Origin of the sequence: Nitrosopumilus sp., from assembly GCA_029862745.1 — an archaeon.
Classification (GTDB): domain Archaea; phylum Thermoproteota; class Nitrososphaeria; order Nitrososphaerales; family Nitrosopumilaceae; genus Nitrosopumilus.
On the sequence record JAOTWS010000002.1, the window covers coordinates 239,413 to 257,028 of the forward strand.

General features: G+C 32.5%; 22 protein-coding genes and 1 tRNA gene. 17 read left to right on the forward strand and 6 right to left on the reverse strand.

From position 1 onward, the window contains the following. Positions 1-14: 14 nt before the first annotated feature. The gene (locus tag OEM44_03275; protein ID MDH3515818.1) at positions 15-1,034 is read right to left on the reverse strand and encodes a UDP-glucuronosyltransferase; all 1,020 of its coding nucleotides are present in this window, start codon (positions 1,032-1,034) and stop codon (positions 15-17) included. Between the two features lie 78 nt (positions 1,035-1,112). Here OEM44_03275 and OEM44_03280 point away from each other — a divergent pair. The 4 genes from OEM44_03280 (at position 1,113) to OEM44_03295 (ending at position 3,488) form a co-directional block, all read left to right on the forward strand. Then, positions 1,113-1,187: transfer RNA gene (locus tag OEM44_03280), tRNA-Val, on the forward strand. A 74-nt stretch (positions 1,188-1,261) separates the two neighbouring features. Then, complete coding sequence (locus OEM44_03285; protein MDH3515819.1) at positions 1,262-2,074, forward strand: cupredoxin domain-containing protein; 813 nt, start codon at positions 1,262-1,264, stop codon at positions 2,072-2,074. Positions 2,075-2,301: 227 nt separating this feature from the next. Then, a complete protein-coding gene (locus OEM44_03290) occupies positions 2,302-2,457 on the forward strand; it encodes a hypothetical protein (GenBank protein MDH3515820.1) in 156 nt (51 codons plus the stop codon). A gap of 461 nt (positions 2,458-2,918) precedes the next feature. Continuing rightward, positions 2,919-3,488: a YkgJ family cysteine cluster protein gene (locus OEM44_03295; protein ID MDH3515821.1), complete on the forward strand. Its 570-nt coding sequence runs from the start codon at positions 2,919-2,921 to the stop codon at positions 3,486-3,488. A 256-nt stretch (positions 3,489-3,744) separates the two neighbouring features. Here the strand turns inward: OEM44_03295 and OEM44_03300 are convergent, their stop codons facing one another. Continuing rightward, complete coding sequence (locus OEM44_03300) at positions 3,745-4,269, reverse strand: hypothetical protein (GenBank protein ID MDH3515822.1); 525 nt, start codon at positions 4,267-4,269, stop codon at positions 3,745-3,747. Positions 4,270-4,566: 297 nt separating this feature from the next. Between OEM44_03300 and OEM44_03305 the strand changes: the two genes are divergently transcribed. The 3 genes from OEM44_03305 to OEM44_03315 all read left to right on the forward strand — a co-directional run bounded on the left by OEM44_03305 (position 4,567) and on the right by OEM44_03315 (position 6,470). Then, positions 4,567-5,469 carry a pirin family protein gene (locus tag OEM44_03305; GenBank protein MDH3515823.1) on the forward strand — a complete coding sequence of 301 codons (903 nt, stop codon included), beginning with the start codon at positions 4,567-4,569 and terminating at the stop codon, positions 5,467-5,469. 69 nt (positions 5,470-5,538) lie between these two features. Further along, positions 5,539-5,895 (forward strand): helix-turn-helix transcriptional regulator, encoded by a 357-nt coding sequence (locus OEM44_03310; GenBank protein ID MDH3515824.1) that lies wholly within the window; start codon positions 5,539-5,541, stop codon positions 5,893-5,895. Continuing rightward, positions 5,892-6,470 carry an NAD(P)H-dependent oxidoreductase gene (locus OEM44_03315; protein ID MDH3515825.1) on the forward strand — a complete coding sequence of 193 codons (579 nt, stop codon included), beginning with the start codon at positions 5,892-5,894 and terminating at the stop codon, positions 6,468-6,470. The genes OEM44_03310 and OEM44_03315 overlap by 4 nt, the downstream gene beginning before the upstream one ends. Positions 6,471-6,717: 247 nt before the next feature. On the opposite strand, the gene OEM44_03320 is transcribed toward OEM44_03315, so the two are convergent. Next, positions 6,718-7,407 (reverse strand): winged helix-turn-helix domain-containing protein, encoded by a 690-nt coding sequence (locus OEM44_03320; GenBank protein MDH3515826.1) that lies wholly within the window; start codon positions 7,405-7,407, stop codon positions 6,718-6,720. Positions 7,408-8,072: 665 nt separating this feature from the next. On the opposite strand from OEM44_03320, the gene OEM44_03325 reads away from it, so the two are divergent. The 5 genes from OEM44_03325 (at position 8,073) to OEM44_03345 (ending at position 10,022) form a co-directional block, all read left to right on the forward strand. Continuing rightward, positions 8,073-9,062 carry a cytochrome C biogenesis protein gene (locus tag OEM44_03325; GenBank protein ID MDH3515827.1) on the forward strand — a complete coding sequence of 330 codons (990 nt, stop codon included), beginning with the start codon at positions 8,073-8,075 and terminating at the stop codon, positions 9,060-9,062. Then, on the forward strand, positions 9,059-9,196 hold the full coding sequence (locus OEM44_03330; GenBank protein MDH3515828.1) for a YHS domain-containing protein: 138 nt from the start codon (positions 9,059-9,061) through the stop codon (positions 9,194-9,196). The genes OEM44_03325 and OEM44_03330 overlap by 4 nt, the downstream gene beginning before the upstream one ends. Beyond that, entirely contained in the window at positions 9,193-9,417 is a 225-nt protein-coding gene (locus OEM44_03335) for a thioredoxin family protein (GenBank protein MDH3515829.1), read from the forward strand. Before OEM44_03330 ends, OEM44_03335 begins: the two co-directional genes overlap by 4 nt. Before the next feature lie 39 nt (positions 9,418-9,456). After that, positions 9,457-9,708, forward strand: coding sequence for a hypothetical protein (locus OEM44_03340; protein ID MDH3515830.1), 252 nt, complete (start codon positions 9,457-9,459; stop codon positions 9,706-9,708). A 104-nt stretch (positions 9,709-9,812) separates the two neighbouring features. Continuing rightward, positions 9,813-10,022, forward strand: a complete 210-nt coding sequence (locus OEM44_03345) for a hypothetical protein (protein MDH3515831.1) — start codon at positions 9,813-9,815, stop codon at positions 10,020-10,022. Here OEM44_03345 and OEM44_03350 read toward each other — a convergent pair. Beyond that, positions 10,019-10,912: a radical SAM protein gene (locus OEM44_03350; GenBank protein MDH3515832.1), complete on the reverse strand. Its 894-nt coding sequence runs from the start codon at positions 10,910-10,912 to the stop codon at positions 10,019-10,021. The two genes, OEM44_03345 and OEM44_03350, sit on opposite strands and share 4 nt — an antisense overlap. Before the next feature lie 92 nt (positions 10,913-11,004). Between OEM44_03350 and OEM44_03355 the strand changes: the two genes are divergently transcribed. From OEM44_03355 to OEM44_03375, 5 genes are all read left to right on the forward strand, one after another. After that, a complete protein-coding gene (locus OEM44_03355; GenBank protein MDH3515833.1) occupies positions 11,005-11,307 on the forward strand; it encodes a winged helix-turn-helix domain-containing protein in 303 nt (100 codons plus the stop codon). Between the two features lie 25 nt (positions 11,308-11,332). After that, positions 11,333-11,617, forward strand: a complete 285-nt coding sequence (locus tag OEM44_03360) for a hypothetical protein (GenBank protein MDH3515834.1) — start codon at positions 11,333-11,335, stop codon at positions 11,615-11,617. 495 nt (positions 11,618-12,112) lie between these two features. Beyond that, positions 12,113-12,355, forward strand: coding sequence for a reverse transcriptase-like protein (locus OEM44_03365; protein MDH3515835.1), 243 nt, complete (start codon positions 12,113-12,115; stop codon positions 12,353-12,355). A 69-nt stretch (positions 12,356-12,424) separates the two neighbouring features. Continuing rightward, on the forward strand, positions 12,425-14,521 hold the full coding sequence (locus tag OEM44_03370) for an acetate--CoA ligase family protein (protein MDH3515836.1): 2,097 nt from the start codon (positions 12,425-12,427) through the stop codon (positions 14,519-14,521). A 72-nt stretch (positions 14,522-14,593) separates the two neighbouring features. Beyond that, the gene (locus OEM44_03375) at positions 14,594-16,120 is read left to right on the forward strand and encodes a 4-hydroxybutyryl-CoA dehydratase (GenBank protein MDH3515837.1); all 1,527 of its coding nucleotides are present in this window, start codon (positions 14,594-14,596) and stop codon (positions 16,118-16,120) included. Between the two features lie 276 nt (positions 16,121-16,396). Here OEM44_03375 and OEM44_03380 read toward each other — a convergent pair whose 3' ends face one another. Continuing rightward, entirely contained in the window at positions 16,397-17,113 is a 717-nt protein-coding gene (locus OEM44_03380) for a signal peptidase I (protein ID MDH3515838.1), read from the reverse strand. A gap of 40 nt (positions 17,114-17,153) precedes the next feature. Continuing rightward, positions 17,154-17,616, reverse strand: a 463-nt coding sequence (locus OEM44_03385) for a zinc-ribbon domain-containing protein (protein MDH3515839.1), incomplete at its 5' end; no start/stop codon positions are given.

Here is a 17,616-nt window from a genome sequence, read left to right on the forward strand (position 1 = left end):
TATTAAGCATTTGATTATTTATTCATCATCTTTTCGATGATATCTGATGCCACCTTTGCGCCATCTGTATTTACTTGATTTCTTTTCTCTTCTAGTTTTTCTAAAATTAACACATCCAATTTTTTTATGTCCTCAAAAACAAACCCTTGTTCTCTTGCATTGTCTTCCTGTTCAAAATGATTCTTGATTGGTATGAATATACCTGGGGTCCCATAAGCCTTAGCTTCATCTATAGTTGATTTTCCAGCCAAAGAAATTATCAAATCTGCGGCAAAAATTAACTCATGTAAATTATCAACAAATCCTAAATTTCTAACATTTTCAAACGTTTTACTAATTGCTGGTCCTGAAACTAGAACAACTTGAATATCTTGATTAATTTTTGAAATAGCCTTTAAGGCCTCTTCAATAAGGAAAACTCCTGCATCAGTGCCTCCAATTGAAATAACTATAGTTTTTTTATCAAATAAAAATTTTTTCCTTAGTTCTTCTCTTGAAAAATTTGTTTTTCTAACTATTGACCCCACTCTTTTGATATTATCCTGATCATCACCAATTTCAGGAATAATCACTACATCACATTTTTTTATTATATTCTGCATTGATTTATTCATTCTTTTTTCAATAAATGATGCAAATCCCTTCGTAAAACGTGTCTCTAAAATATCAGTGATAAGTACAGTTCGAATCTTCATGTTTTGTGCATTACTTAATGATGCAAAATCTTCATCACTAATTACCATATCTGGATTATCCATTTGAAGAATTTTCTGTGAAATATTTTTGCAATCTTTATAGTAATTATAATAATTCCACAACCATCGTGTTTGGTTTTTCAGTGCTCCACTTTGTATGATAAATGGTGGTGGTTTATACGCATCGTGTACTTTAAAATCTAAATTTCTTAGAATTTTTACAGCTCCACTACCTGTCACAAAGTTTGTCACAGCATTTTCAAAGTTATTTACAATTGCAATATCTCGAGTTACATGACCTAATCCTATTGGACTGGAAAAAAAATCAAAAACATTCATGATTCTCTTTTTTTTCCTCAAATTTCTAGATTCTTACATGTCTCAAAGTTTAAATGGTTTTTAGAAAGGTAGGTTTCTGGGCTCATAGTCCAGGTCGGTTATGACGTCGCCCTTACACGGCGAAGATCCGGGGTTCAAATCCCCGTGGGCCCATACCCTATATTGGGACAAATATCATTAATGAAAATCTATTTACCGTTTAATTATCATTCATTCTACTGAATAACATGGTCAGGCAGGGAATTTTGATTGGTGTAGCAATTGGTGTATTTTTTGCAGGATTAGGAATAGGATATACTGCTTTACAATCATCTACTCCGACAACACCAATGATGATGAATTCCCAACAAATGCAACAAATGATGAATGACCCTCAGACAATGAATCAATGGATGAATACTATGATGAATGATCCTCAAATGCAACAACAGATGATGAGTCACATGATGGGGAATCAAGGTATGATGAATTCAATGATGAACAATCAAGACATGATGAACATGATGATGGGAAATAACATGATGATGGATGGAAATATGATGATGGGAAATAACATGATGATGGATGGAAATATGATGATGGGAGGTCATATGATGGATTCTGGAATGATGGGACAAGGAATGATGAGTTCTCAATCTTCACAAACAATTCCTACAGATACAGAACCTCAAACTAGAACATTTCAAATCAGCATGGAAGAAGTAGAGTTCTATGCTGAAGTTGAAAATGAAGGAGGAAAAGAGGGAATCGCCTTTGTCGAACTACACAGATGGGAACCAAACACCATAATTGTAAATCAAGGAGATACTGTAGTTCTTGAAATTACTAATCCAAGAAAACACGCACATACATTATCAATTCCTGCTTTTAATGTAAATTCAGAAATGCTTGAACCAAGAGAGGGAGCAGATACGGTAACCTTTGTTGCTGATACTCCAGGTGTTTTCACATTTTATTGTGGTCTACCATACAATCCTGACAAACTGTACTGTGATCCTGATCACAACATGATGACAGGAACTCTAATTGTTTTAGAATAATTTTCATGCCTATCTGCGTCCATTTTTATCCCCAAAAAGGTGGCTGAATCCCCGTGGGCCCATATACTTTCTTGGGACTAAAATAGGATTGCCCTTCTAAAGAATTGAACCTTTGAAATTTTCTCTGTGCATTTAACCAAGAGTAATTTAATTATAATGATTTTTGGTAAAATTTGGTTTTAATCAATGGTTATAATCATATACTAATATTGTACAATGAGCAAAAAATGTCTAAAAAAATTACTAATGTGGTTTTCTTAATTGCGGCCTTTAGTGTGATCTTTCTAATTTTACAACCCAATGCTTTTGGTGTGGAAAATAATCCACTTGATTTTCCAATTGGTCTAAAGATAGGCGAAACTGCAACTATCAATTCTGATTGAGCGATTACCAGTTCAAAAAGGAATAAAACTTTCTGTTTTGGAATTGTCTTGGGAGGATTTTCTAGGGCTGTCTTGGGTTTCTGAGGATGAGTGATATTGAAGATAACAAATCATCCCCAGACCAAGCAGAATTTAATCAGCACTAAATTTACAAAGGTAGATTACTTGAAATGGGTTTTAGATAATCTATAACTGAGATTATTCTTCAGCAAATATCCTAGATATACCTCTAACTTCTTCCAAAGATCGATTTGAATTAGTATTGTTCCCTTTCATGATATTCATTATGTAAAATTTGTTTATAACATTCACGAATCATTTGCAGATCATTTATTCATATTATTGTGTAGAAAACTCAAAAACAGTTCATTATGTGATTAACTGAATAGAAGTTAGTAAAGTGTATGTTTTAAAATGCTTTTTTTTAACACATTTAATATCTAATATTTAATTAATGATCTGTGACGCTAAAAGTAACCCCAAGTGATTCTAATATCTCTGAGGCTGGAAAATTCCCTTGTATTTCATGTCATACAAATTGTTGTAAAGAGTATGTGATCTTTGTTAATGCTCATGACATTTACCGACTCTCAGTTGGATTGGGATTACCTCCAGAAAATTTTCTTGAGATTTATGGAGCAAAAGATTATGATCTTGGAATAAAGGTAAAAGAAGGTCTGTTAGATCTTGCTTTAAAACAAAAAGATGGTGGATGCATATTTCTTGAAGAATCTAAAGACGTCTTTAGATGTACCGTAAATGACTTTAAACCAAGTGTGTGCAAATCATACCCATTTCAAATGAAAAATAGAAAATTAATCCAGATGAGTGATAAGATGTGTCCTGTTGAGTGGAATACTAAAGAATTTGAGGATATGATGTTAACTCATCTTAAAAAAGACGAAGATGAATGGAAGTTTTATGACAAACTTATCCAGGAATGGAATGCAATGCATTGGAGAAAAAAACCACTATCTGAATTTTTGAAATTTATACTAAATAGAGTAGTTTTAGAAAGATCTATAATCTAACTTCCTAACTATCAAAATATGTCTGATAACCAATGGTGGAATAATTTTAAAGAACTTGAAGAAGACATTGAATCTAATTGATATTATATGTATAATTAATTTCATAATTATTTGAATCTATTTTCATCATCATTCCCAATCCACATTTTTTACATCCTTTTGTCTTTACCTCTACATTTGTATTATTACCTAAGTTATCTTAGAAGCCTATCTTCTCCAACAAGATCATCAATTCCTGCAAGTATATCTATTTTTTTTATTTTTCTTTTATTTCATTATAATCTTGCATTATTTTTGGTAATTTGTCATCGTGGTTTTTCTTTATGTTATATTTCTTACAAAACTCAAAGTAATTTGGCCAGTTTGTTTTTGCAATACTTCCATAATCGTCTTTTACCATTTTATCATACCAACCAATTATAATAAGACCGTACCCAAAAAAACGTCGTAGGTATGTCCCTATTTCTGTTGGAATTTTACCTCGCAATGTAAGAAAAGCAATTTCATCAAGATTATTGAGGTAATCATTTGCATACCTTTCACAATCCTCTGTTGTTTGTAACACGGTATTTTTTTCTAGTCTTTTAGTTAGATCTTCATGAAATGATCTCAGTAATTGTGCATACGTAGCTCGAGTGTTTTCTTTTGTAGCTTTCCATGTAATCCATAATGTAATTGCAAAAATAGTCATAGTTACAGAACTAATCATCACTGCTAAAACAGGAGTCTCTATGGATTGTGGGATAATTTGAAGATATACTCCATTCAAGATATTTAACATGAATTTCTAAAGATGTGTGCCTATTATTATGATTCTACTTTTGAGTAATTATGCTTATTTTTATACTCACAAAGTGATGGATGAGCCACTGTGGATTACAACAGTGAAAGATTAGGCCAAATTGACTAATCTCTGGATGGTGGTAAATTGGTAGATGACTCTAGGAATACCTTTACTCATTTAAAGAATTTTATTTAAACTAGAATAGTTTCTATTGGATTACTTGGTATGGTTATACTTACCTACTAAGTATGTAATTACTACCATCTTTAAATCACATATTCTGTATTGTATATTGTGAAACAAAACACAAATCAAGATCTAGTGAGCGATGAAACACAGACTCGCTCTGTATTACAAGTGATTAATTCCAAAATAACATTGGAAGGTGAAGGATTTTTAGTACACAGAGCATTTCCGAATGGAAGTCTTAGAGAGTTTGATCCATTTCTTTTGTTAGATGAAATGGGACCAATTGAAATATCACCTGGAGATGCAAAAGGTGCATCAGATCACCCTCACAGAGGATTTGAAACTGTCACATACATGGTTAATGGTGTATTTGAACACAAAGATTCGCAAGGACATTCAGGAAAAATAAAAGCAGGAGATGTTCAATGGATGACTATAGATTCCGGTGTAATTCATTCTGAAATGCCAGAAAAAGGATTTGTACAAAAAGGTGGTACACTGCATGGATTCCAGTTATGGATAAACTTGCCAAAAAAAGACAAGACGATGAAACCACGTTATCAAGAATTATCATCAAATAAAATTCCTACAGCACAAAATGATGGTGTACAAATCAAAGTAATTGCAGGAGAATCAATGGGAAAAAAAGCAGTGATTCAAACAAGAACTCCAATAACGTATCTTCATTTTACTTTACAGCCCAATTCTAAAATAACACAAACAATCCCAAAAAACTATAATGCATTTGCATACATCATTAAAGGAAAGAGTTTTTTTGGAGATGGGCAAATCCCCGCACACAAAGAACAGATTGTTTTATTTGAGCAAGATGCGAATAAAATAACCATCAAATCATCAATATCATCGTTAGATGTGTTATTGATTGCAGGTGTTCCATTAGGAGAACCTGTAACTCGTTATGGACCTTTTGTAATGAATACTGAAGAAGAAATCAAACAAGCCATACTAGATTACAATAATGGGAAGATGGGAAAAATTGTTTTTTGAGAAATTTATCTCTGAACCATTAAATCCCACGCTCACTTTTTATAATTAGGTGGTATTTTGTTACTATATATGGAAACAGAGTTTGAAAAAGAGAAAAGAACTCGTAATCATGTAACTTGTAATGCTAATGATATTTGGAGTGTTCTTGGAAAAACATGGGCATTACTGATTTTAAAAAAACTTTCAGAAAATCAATCGACACGATTCAATGAAATAAAAAAAGCTATTCCGATGATTAGCAATACTGTTCTATCTGAAAGATTAAGAGATCTTGAAGTACACAGTTTGATTACAAGAAAAGTCTATGCTGAAGTACCTTTGCGTGTAGAATACAGCATAACAAAACAAACACATGAACTAGGAAACATTTTGAAACAACTTGATAATTGGATATTACGATGGAGAAGTGAAAAACCTAAGAAATGACATTGACAAAAATTCTTGCATTTGCAGGTAGTACTCGCACTGATTCATTTAACAAAAAATTAGTCAAGATAGCAGCTGCTGGGGCAAAAGAAGCTGGTACTGATGTCACAATAATTGATCTTCGTGATTTCCAAATGCCACTTTATGATGAAGATTTAGAAAGACAAGAAGGATTACCGTCTAATACACGTAAACTTAAAGAATTGATGGCATCTCATGATGGATTTCTTATCGCATCTCCAGAATACAACAGCTCAATTTCTGGTGTTCTCAAAAATACCATTGATTGGACATCAAGACATAGTAATGGAGAATCACCAATGTCTTGTTTTAAAGATAAAGTAGCAGGACTGATGAGCGCATCGCCTGGCGGACTAGGAGGACTACGAGGATTGGTTCATGTACGTGCAATTCTTGAAAACATGGGAGTACTTGTAATTCCAGAACAGATTGCAATATCAAAAGCACATGAAGTCTTTAACTCCGATGGCTTCATGAATGATCCTAAACAAGAGCAGCGAATAAAGAGTATTGGTGCTAATCTTGCTAAAATTCTTCAAAAATTAAATTCTTAATGGAACTTATTCTCTCTCTCAATAATATTCAGGTCCTCTAAAATTGATATCAAAAATAATGTCGAGCCTAAATTCTATCAGATCTCAGCAATAAACGATGATGAATAAAATTGGATAACTTATCTCAGAATAGTCTCATTTATAGACGAAACAAAATATTTGAAGATGTTACCCTAGAAAATATTTTTATTTTTCTAAACAAGATAAAAAACTACTACAAGATCAAAATTTTTGAAATTTAAAAAAACTATTCTTGTTCAGGGATTATTGTTCTGTTTGTTTTTTGTTTGATGATTAATTCTATAACTAGTCCTGAAATTATGACTGAAAGAACCATGACTGCAGACCATAAAACTCCAATTTGTGGATCTGATATGCCAGTTTGAAGAAATTCTTGCATGTTCTCTGTTTGTTCTGGAATGGAACGCATCATAGATTGTGTAGACTCATCTGCTATAGGAGGAATTTTTGATTTAGTATTTTCTGATATAATACTTTGATTTTGGATTAATTGCGATGAGAACCATACTGCAATTGAGACTCCTCCTAATGTTGCAAGTCTGTGAATTCTTGTGAATGAATTAAACAGAGATTTACTTTTCTTTGCAGGTTTTGTCATTTCTGATGGAAGAATTACTATTGCAAACTTGTCAATTGTATAATATTTCATATCGTGTGATTTTGAGTTTTTCCCAATATTTCTAATCTTTATGATCTGAACTGATTGCATTTTTTTTAAATGATGAATTACTAGTGGCAATGACATCTCTGTTTTTTGTGCAATTTCATTAGCAGAAAGGGATTGATTAAACAATAGTTTGAGAATACTTCTGCTTGAATCAGATGACAAAATCTCGCCAATTGTTTTTAATCTCTCATCTTCAGTTGATATAATGTCTACTCTGTCAGACAAATTTGAAACATCATCCGGATTCATGAACGCTGGTTCTTTCAACTTGTACTATTAAGATTTCTGATTAAATTTTGATTTAATCAGATCTTATCTTTAAAATTTTATACATCTAATCATGAAAAAATCAAAACAACTAATCATGAAAAAATCAAAACAACTAATCATTACCATGCTAATGGTCTGGCAGTGTCTATTTCCTTTGTAACATTGTATCCTAAGGTTGATCCCCAAGAAGTTACATCAGTTTCATCTGGATCTCAAAGCTGATTTATTAGCGTAGGCAATAGAGAATGTAAAATCAAAGGCTGGCAAAGCAATAACACCACTTGATCATTATATCATAGGAACTAAAAGTGCCTTGCTATCAGAATCTGGAATACCTTATCCACAACCAGTATTCAGGGGCCATTTTGGAGAATCTAAAGTAATATAATCATCAACTTCAGTATTCTCTTCTGAACAACATATCACAACATCATACAAATTTTATTTCTTATCGGAAGCAACCAATTTTTTTACTCATGGAAGTTTTTTTACGTTATTTTTGTACTGGATAAATATTTTCAAAATTTTTTTAATTCTTATTTGTATTGATTTCTAGCTCCAAAACGACAGCTTAATCCACATGGGCACGTTTTAAACTTAAAAATTCTATTTTGATTAAATATTTGATTCTTCAACACCATATCATGTCTGAACAAGTAGTAACTAAAAAATTTCTTATTTTTACTATATTTGTTTTATTTTCACTCATTTTTGTAGGTGGAATTTTTGCTGCAACAAATACAACAGCAGTGAGTGCCGGACAAGAGTTATCATATCCTTCCTGGTTGATAATTTCTTATCTAGCTGGTCTTTCAATGATTATTCTTCCATGTACTTTACCACTTGTATTCATAATAATTCCACTTAGTATGGGAAAGGGAGGAAAAAAGGGACTTTGTATGGCATTACTTTTTGGTGCTGGATTGACAACCACAATTACATTTTACGGATTTGGAATTGGTGCTTTAGGCCAATCAGCAGATTTAGATCAAATCTCTGTTTACATGTTTTTAATTGCAGGTATTGCAGCATTTGTCTTTGGTTTATCACAACTCAAATTATTTGAATTAAAACTTCCATCTTATTCAGGAACTCCAAAATTTATTCAAAATAGAGGTGATTATTCTAAATCCTTTTTCATGGGATTGCTCTTAGGTAACGCTGGAGTTGGATGTCCTAATCCTATGTTTTATTGGCTTTTGATCTATATTGCAGGAAGTGGAAGTGTAGAAATTGGAACAAGCTTGGGTATTGTACATGGAGTTGGTCGCGCAATTCCACTAATCTTGTTATCTATTTTAGCAATTATTGGAGTAAATGCAACAAAAGGAATTACTATTAATCGTCAACGAATTGAAAATATCACTGGTTGGATGTTGATTATAATTGGTGCATTTTTGATAATCAATGGTATTCCTGGTGGACACGAGTGGTATGAAAGTACAATCATTCATCATGGGTGGAACAATCTTGTTTCTACAACTCTCTTGCCTCCAGAATTCCATGTTGGTGAGCACATACATCATCACACCTCAGAAATGCCTGAGGAGTTTGTACCTATTCTATTTTTAGGCTTGATTATATTCCCAATAGTTTGGTATTTTAGCAAGAAAAAGCGAGATACATGTGCATGAAAGATCCTGTATGTGGAATGAAAGTTGAAGAAAAAGGAGAATTATTTATTCATAAAGGAAAAGAATACAGATTTTGTTGTGCAACATGTAGATGGGCATTTGAGAAGAATCCAGAACAATTCACCGAATCATGAAAGTACAAATTTTAACTACTCCTGATTGCTCAAATTGTAACATTTTAGAAAAAATGTTAGATCGACTTGGAGTACAATATGATGTGATTAATGTAACCAAAAACCCTGAGTATTTAGAAAAATATCCTATTTTTACTGCTCCCGGACTAGTAATAAACGAGAAATTGGAATTTATTGGTATTCCAAAAATTGAAGAATTAAAAAGTAAATTTTGTAACTGACAGGCAAGTTTTTTAGACATTGTCTACTTGTATTTTCAAATGACTGATTATTCAATGCATGAAAAAATGATTATTATTCAATATGCAATCAAAAAATATGATAATGAAAATATCGTTATTGAGAAACTAAAATCAGTATTGACTGAAAAAGATATTCAAAGAAATATTGATACTCTAATTGGAACACAAAAGGTTAGAAGAATAGGCCCTGAAATTCTTCAAAATAATGAAAGTCATACTGAATTGCCTGAACTACCTGAAAACCTTAAAGACATGATTGAAAATCTTTAATTTAAAAATTCTTAAATTAACAAATTTGAAAAACATATTGTTTTTTCCATGCTCTTGATCAAACAAATTGTCTTGGATATTTGTTGAAGATAATATCACAAATCATGTTGAAAGATATTACAGTAATAATTCAAATTTTTAGAAACAATGAAGTAGTTCACTTTCCACAGGCAAATACAATGTCTGATAATGATTTTGAATACAAATTCAGAATTTTAAATATTAACAATGGAGTTGCAACCAAAATTTTTGCCAGATCTTATACTGTTAAAATCTGTAAAGTTGCATATCTGAATCAATATGGTGTAATTTAGAATCCACGTAAGCCTTGGGGGCGTATAATCTCTGGATGTTGTTTCATCCACTCTACTTTGTCTACCATATCTTGTTTATCTTGAGGAAAAGTACCTTTGATGGTGTATGCATTTGAACCATGATTTGCTCTAAAAATAATCTCGTCTTTTGAATCTATCTGACTTATCAAATCATGAAGCTCATCTAGTGATTCATCATCATTAATTCTTACAAATTCACCTTCATATTTCTCCAAAAATTCTTGTTTAATACCATTCTCTAGATATAGAGTTAGGGCTCCGACATAATTTGGTGAACACGCGCTGATCACTTCTGCAGTTCCTTTGATGTGTTCTTTGGAATATTTTTTTCCTCCCAACCCTAAAATTACCATACATGACATTACATATCCAGCTTCTTTTGCCTTATTGACTGATCTGATAATTGTTTTTGCAACTGCACCTTTTGTTACTTTTTTTAGAACAATATCCGAACCGCTCTCAATTCCCAAATAGAACATATCCAATCCAGCTTCATTCATTTTCTTTAATTCCTCTGGAGTTTTTTTAAGAATGTTCATTGGCATTGCATAACAGGAAATTCTTTCAATCTTTGCAAATTTTTCTCTAATGTATTTTACAATTTTTACCATATATTCAGAATCAAGATTTAATGCATCACCATCTGCGAGAAAAACTCTTCTGGTATCTGGCAAATAATTTGCCATCATATCAATTTCGGCCTTAACTTGTTCCCATGGTCTTTCAGAGTATTCTTTTGATCTATACATGTCACAAAAAGAACATTCGTTAAATGAGCATCCAAGTGTTACTTGAAAAATTAATGATTTTGCTTCAGAAGGTGGTCGATACAAAGGTGCATCATAATTTAACATCATATTTTGATTCATTCAAATTTCCTGATTATGTTTTTTATACTTTCCACTTGTAATCTAATCCTAAAATACCTTTTAGTAGTAAATACAAAGAAATTTTATAACTTATGGCAAATGATCCTGATGTAAAAAGACTACTTTGGTTTGTATTTGCAGGTTCACGTGGAGGATTAAACAGATTAAAAATTATCTCACAATTAAGGAAAAATCCGTTTAATACTAATCAACTTGCAAATGAATTAGGTCTTGATTACAAGGCCATTCAGCATCACATAAGGGTGCTTGAAAAAAATAATCTAATTACTAGGGTTGGAGAGAAATATGCTGTAACATATTTCATCTCTACTTTTCTTGAAGTAAATATGGAGACATTTGAAAAAATTGAAGGAGAACTGGATAAAAGTAAATAAAAGCTCAAGAGGTGTTTTACACTAAATGGAACCTACATCTCTAATTTTATCTATTGTTTCAATTGTAAATATGGGGATACTTGGAATTTTAATATGCATCTTTGGAAAGATGTATGGCAAAACTAGAGCTCAACTTCCATTAGGTATGATAGTTGTTGCAGGAATGTTATTTTTGCATAATGTGATCGGTGCCTTAGCTTATTTTTCTATGGAAGAGATATTTTCACATGAAATATTCCCATACATGTTAGGAGTAGGAATTGCAGAACTTGCAGGATTATTAATATTTTTAAAACTTACCTTGGACTAATCCTAGTTTATTTGTAACAAAAAAATAATTTAAAAAAATGTTACAACCGCATATCAATCTTAACAAAAATATTCTGATAATCTTTAATGCATAAATAGATATTTCTGGAATAATTGTACAAATTCTTTCTGATCAAGCAGATCACCTAAACACAACATATACTACAATTGTAGATTATATAATTTATTTTTCATTCTTTGTGGATTATTCTATTTAGATAACAGAAAAAATATCATTTGGAATTGTAGTTGTTTACACTGTTATTAAATGGGTTTACATTATTATTTTTTGATGATTAACTATGAACAATACTTGGCATCAATTGCATCGCATGGGATATCTGCAATTATTTACATAGTACTTAATCTGTGTAAAGATAACAAGTTTGTATAAAGATGGGAGTGTGTTTACATCGATGGCTCTGGAGGTTCTAATAGTGAATGTGGATAATTTGTAAAAGAAACTAGCAAATCATTTTATAAAAAACTAGATATAATGAACAATCAGACTGAATATCTGACACTAATTTCAACGTTAAACAAGTATATTGATTCTAATGAAGAATTTACTATTTACAGTGATTCAAAAAATACCGTGAATCAACTAAATCATGATTTTGTAATTAATAATGAACAACTTAGAACCATTGCACAAGAAACTCGGAGTGTTATTGGCAAATTTTCTAATATCTCAATTAAATGGATTCCTAGAAGAGCAAATTTAGTAGGAAAATGCTAGGAAGCTAAAAACCAGGGATCCAAAATTTCTAAGAATAACTTTATTATATAAAATCCTAAACCAAATAACATGACAGAGTCTGTTATTTTATCTCCAAAATCAATTGCAGTAATTGGCGCATCTGACAAACGAGGAAGTGTTGGGGCTACTATCACCTCAAACATCATGAATGGTTTCAAAGGGATTGTTTACCCAATTAGTCCATCTAGAGACAAAGTCTTTTACAAAAAAGCATACAAGAGTGTTCTAGACGTTTCAAAACCAATTGATCTTGCAGTTATCGTTATCAAAAATACCTTAGTTGCACCAGTGTTAGAAGAATGCGGAAGGAAAAAAGTCAAGGGTGTCATTATCATCACAGCAGGTTTCAAAGAAGTTGATGAAGAAGGAGCAAAACGTGAACAAGAAATCAAAGATATTGCTAAAAAATACAAAATCCAAATCATCGGACCTAATTGTCTTGGTATCATGAATCTTGATCCAAAAACAATGATGAATTCTACATTTCTTAAAGTCACTCCAAAATCTGGAAAGATTGCACTTGTATCTCAAAGTGGTGCGATATGTGCAGCATTAGTTGAAGATGCTAGTGCGCAAGGAATTGGTTTCTCAGCAGTTATCAGTCTTGGAAATAAGGCTGTAATGAGTGAAGTGGATATTCTAAAGATACTTGCAAATCATAAACAGACTGAAGTCATTGTTATGTATCTAGAAGACATGGGTGATGGTCAAGAATTCCTTAAAGTTTGTAAAAATATTACTAAAAAACTCAAAAAACCTGTACTTGTTCTTAAATCTGGACGTAGTCCTGAGGGTGCAAAAGCTGCAATGTCTCATACTGGTGCATTGATGGGCTCTGATGAAATCTATGATGCTTTACTAAAACAATCTGGTGCAATCAGAGTTGATACTATGGAAGAACTCTTTGATTATGCAACGGCATTCTCTAAACAGCCGCTTCCAATAGGTGGTGAACTTGTAATTGTCTCAAATGCAGGTGGACCTGCAATAATTTCTACTGATGCATGCTCTAAGATGAATCTTAGGATGGCAGACATTACTAGTATTAGAAAAAAGATTGATGAAGTAATTCCACCATGGGGAAGCTCTAGAAATCCTGTTGATATTGTGGGTGATGCAGATTTCAATAGATTCCATAATGTTTTGGATCGTGTACTTAAACATCCAAAGGTTGGCTCAGTAATTTCTATGTGTACTCCTTCTGGGACTCTAAATTATGATAAACTAGCTGAGGTAATTGTTGAAATGTCTAAGAAATACAAAAAAACAATGCTTGCAAGCTTGATGGGATTAGATGAAGGAATTACAAACAGAGAAATTTTAGCAGATGGAAATGTTCCTTACTACAACTATGCTGAAGGTGCAATCCGAACTCTTGCTGCAATGACAAGATTCTCCAACTGGATCAAAGCTCCAAATGGAAAAATTACTAAATTCAAAGTAAACAAAGAAAAAGCCAAGAAAATCTTTGACAAGGTAAAAAAAGAGAAGAGACCAAATCTTTTAGAAGAGGAAGGACAAGAAGTTCTCAAAGCATATGGTTTACCTTTACCTAAAAGTGCACTTGCTAAAAATGAAGCAGAAGCAATAAAGATTGCAAAAACAATTGGTTATCCTATTGTAATGAAGATTGCATCTCCTCAGATTATTCACAAATCTGATGCAGGCGGTGTTAAAATAAACTTGACAAATGATAACGAAGTAAAAGATGCATTTAAGACAATCATCCAAAATGCAAAAAAATACAACGCAAAAGCCGAGATCAAAGGTGTATTAATTGTGGAGATGGTAAAAGGAGGAAAAGAATTAATCATTGGTTCAAAACTAGAGCCCGGATTTGGTCCTGTAATTATGCTTGGAATGGGAGGAATCTATGTTGAAGTTCTAAAAGATGTAACGTTCAAGCTAGCTCCTGTAACTGATCTTGAAGCAGATGATATGATAGCCTCAATTAAAACACAAAAATTACTACAAGGTGTAAGGGGAGAGAAACCATCAGATATTGAAAAATTGTCTGAATGTATTCAACGACTATCTCAACTAGTTTCTGACTTTAAAGAGATCAAAGAATTGGACATGAACCCTGTATTGGTCATGGAGAAGGGCAAGGGATGTCGAATTCTGGATGTCAGAATTGGACTCTGATCGCATTTTATTCGTAGATTTTCACGCTTGTTTATTTAGAATTTTTATATAACTAGAAGTGACTATTGTTGTATGGCTAATGTCTTAAAGACCATTAGAACTGGGGATGATTATATTGAAAGTCTTAGAGGTCGTGATCTCAAAATTTACCTCTTTGGAGAGTTAATTAAAGAACCCGTTGATCATCCTATGATTCGACCATCTATTAATGCAGTAGCAGAAACCTATGATCTTGCAGTTCGTGAAGAAGCGCTGGCTTCTGCTGATTCCTCATTATCAGGATTGAAAGTTAATCGATTTTTACATATTGCAGAAAGTGCACAGGATTTAGTTTTACAAAATAAAATGCAAAGAAAACTTGGACAAAATACTGGAACATGTTTCCAAAGATGTGTTGGAATGGATGCATTGAATGCTTTACATTCAACTACATTTGAAATTGATGAAAAACATGGAACAGATTATCATAAACGATTCCTAGAATTTGTAAAGATGGTTCAAAAAGAGAATCTAGTGATTGGCGGAGCTATGACTGACCCTAAAGGTGATAGAAGTAAAGGACCTGCAGAACAAGATGATCCTGATTTGTTTACTAGGATAGTTGATGTTGATGATAAGGGAGTCTACGTATCTGGTGCAAAAGCACACCAAACTGGATGTATCAACTCACATTGGATAATTTTGATGCCAACTATTAGATTAACCGAGAATGACAAAAAATGGGCAATTGTTGGTGCAGTTCCAGCTGATGTTAAAGGCGTCACTTACATTTACGGTAGACAATCCTGTGACACTAGAAGTATGGAAGAAGGTGATATTGATAGTGGTAATGCGAAGTTTGGTGGACAAGAAGCATTAATGATTTTAGATAGAGTATTTATTCCATGGGATAAAGTTTTCATGAATGGAGAATATGAGTTTGCATCTATGTTGGTAGAACGTTTTACTTGTTATCATAGACGTAGCTATGTTTGTAAAACAGGATTAGGTGATGTGCTAATTGGTGCTGCTGCAACAATTGCTGAATATAATGGAGTTCCAAATGTATCTCATATCAAAGATAAAATCATTGAGATGACTCATCTTAATGAAACAATATTTGCAGCAGGAATTGCATCTTCACATCAAGGACATAAAATGAAATCCGGTGTATTTCTTAATGAAGATATGCTTGCTCAAGTTTGTAAACATAATGTTACACGTTTCCCATATGAAATAAGTAGATTAGCTCAAGATATTGCAGGTGGATTGGTAGTTACTCTTCCATCTGAAAAAGATTTCAGACATCCAGTGGCAGGCCCATTACTAAAAAAATATCTCGCAGGTAGAAAAGGAGTTGATGTTGAAAATAGAATGAGAGTTTTGAGATTGATTGAAAATATGACTCTTGGTAGAAATGCAGTTGGTTATCTTACAGAATCAATGCATGGTGCAGGCTCACCCCAAGCACAGAGAATCCAAATTCAAAGACAAATGCAAATAGGTTACAAAAAGAACTTGGCAAAGAATCTAGCAGGTATCACCAATGATATTCAAGAGCCAAAAGAATCATCTGAATACTTTAAACGAGTATTTAAAACAAAAGATTCTGTTTTATAATTAAATCCATTTTTTGTCAAACCTGCAGTATCACGAAAGGAGGTTTGTGCATATGTAGAACTAACTAAATAATATTGAAAAAACGACCAAAAATTTCGATTAGATATCAAGATTTTTTATTATTTCATAAGTGATTCTACTCTTGAAATTTATGATTGCTAAGAATACTTTTTTAGTAAATTTGATGTATTTGTACCGTCAAGCAACAGGACAATCTATTACAATTTTCATATAATCATATGTGAACCTGTTTGCCTGAACTTTCACAAATCTGATTTATTTTTTAACATTTTCATCCGTTTTTGATTCTTCAACAGATTTTTCTATGTCTTCTAATCTTTTTTCTATGTTTCGTGAACTTTCCATGTGTTCAGATTCTTCTATGTTTTGAGAAAATTTTGGGTCCTTTTCTATTTTGTTATTGTCTGATGGTTTTTCTATTGTATTAGACTTTTCTGAGTCAAATGGATCTAACGATGCAAGCTCTTTCTCATTTTTCTTTTTAGCAATCTGTTTTACAATCATAATTCCAATTACAATTGCAATTATGATATAATTGATTGGTGGTTTTAGTAACTGTGTAACATATCCTACTTGTGGAAGTACATATGCAACTTTTCCAATATATTCTTCTTCTGTAATTGGAAAGTCTGTTCCTGGAATTGATGCTGAGTTTGCATCTCCTCTTGTTCTAATTGTTTTAGGATCATCATCAAGTATTGAAACAACTCTGTGTACTATAACTCTATTATGATCTGAAGGTCGATTAAAAACAATAATATCTCCTATTTCTATATCTTCAAAAGGTTCATGGCCTTGAACTACTAACACATCATAAACTTGTAAAACTGGAATCATACTTCCACTTGCAACAACATAAAATGGATTTTGTGTTCCAAATGCAACTTGCAAACCTATCCAAATAACTAAAACTCCCACACCAACAATAATTATGTCTTTGATAACTCCTTTAGACATTGATTTTTTTGCCAATTACATTTTCGCCTATAATGTCATTGATTAAATTTACTAACTAGATCTTTGTTCCACAATCTTCACAGAATTTGGCGCCTTCTTTGTTTCCAAAACCACAGTTAGAGCACTTTCCTGGTTGTGATACCTCTGGATTTCCTAAAAGTATGATTTGACCGATCTTTTTGATATTGCTCCATGGTATGCTTCCTTCCGTGCCATCTTCTTTTGTAATTACTAATACCATAGATTGTGTAGAATCAATTCCAACTTGTTTGGCAGTTCCGATTTTGTTTGCATTTTCATCAAATACTATTCTTCCTTCAATTGATGTAACCGATTTTGCTGGACCCGACTGAGTCACAGATTCCTGTGAAGTTTGTTGTGGTGGAGCCACTTGTTGTGGTGGAGCCACTTGTTGTGGTGGAGCCACTTGTTGTGGTGGAGCCACTTGTTGTGGTGGAGCCACTTGTTGTGGTTCTAATGGTTTTGCACTTCCAACTTCACTATCTTCATCTTGTTTT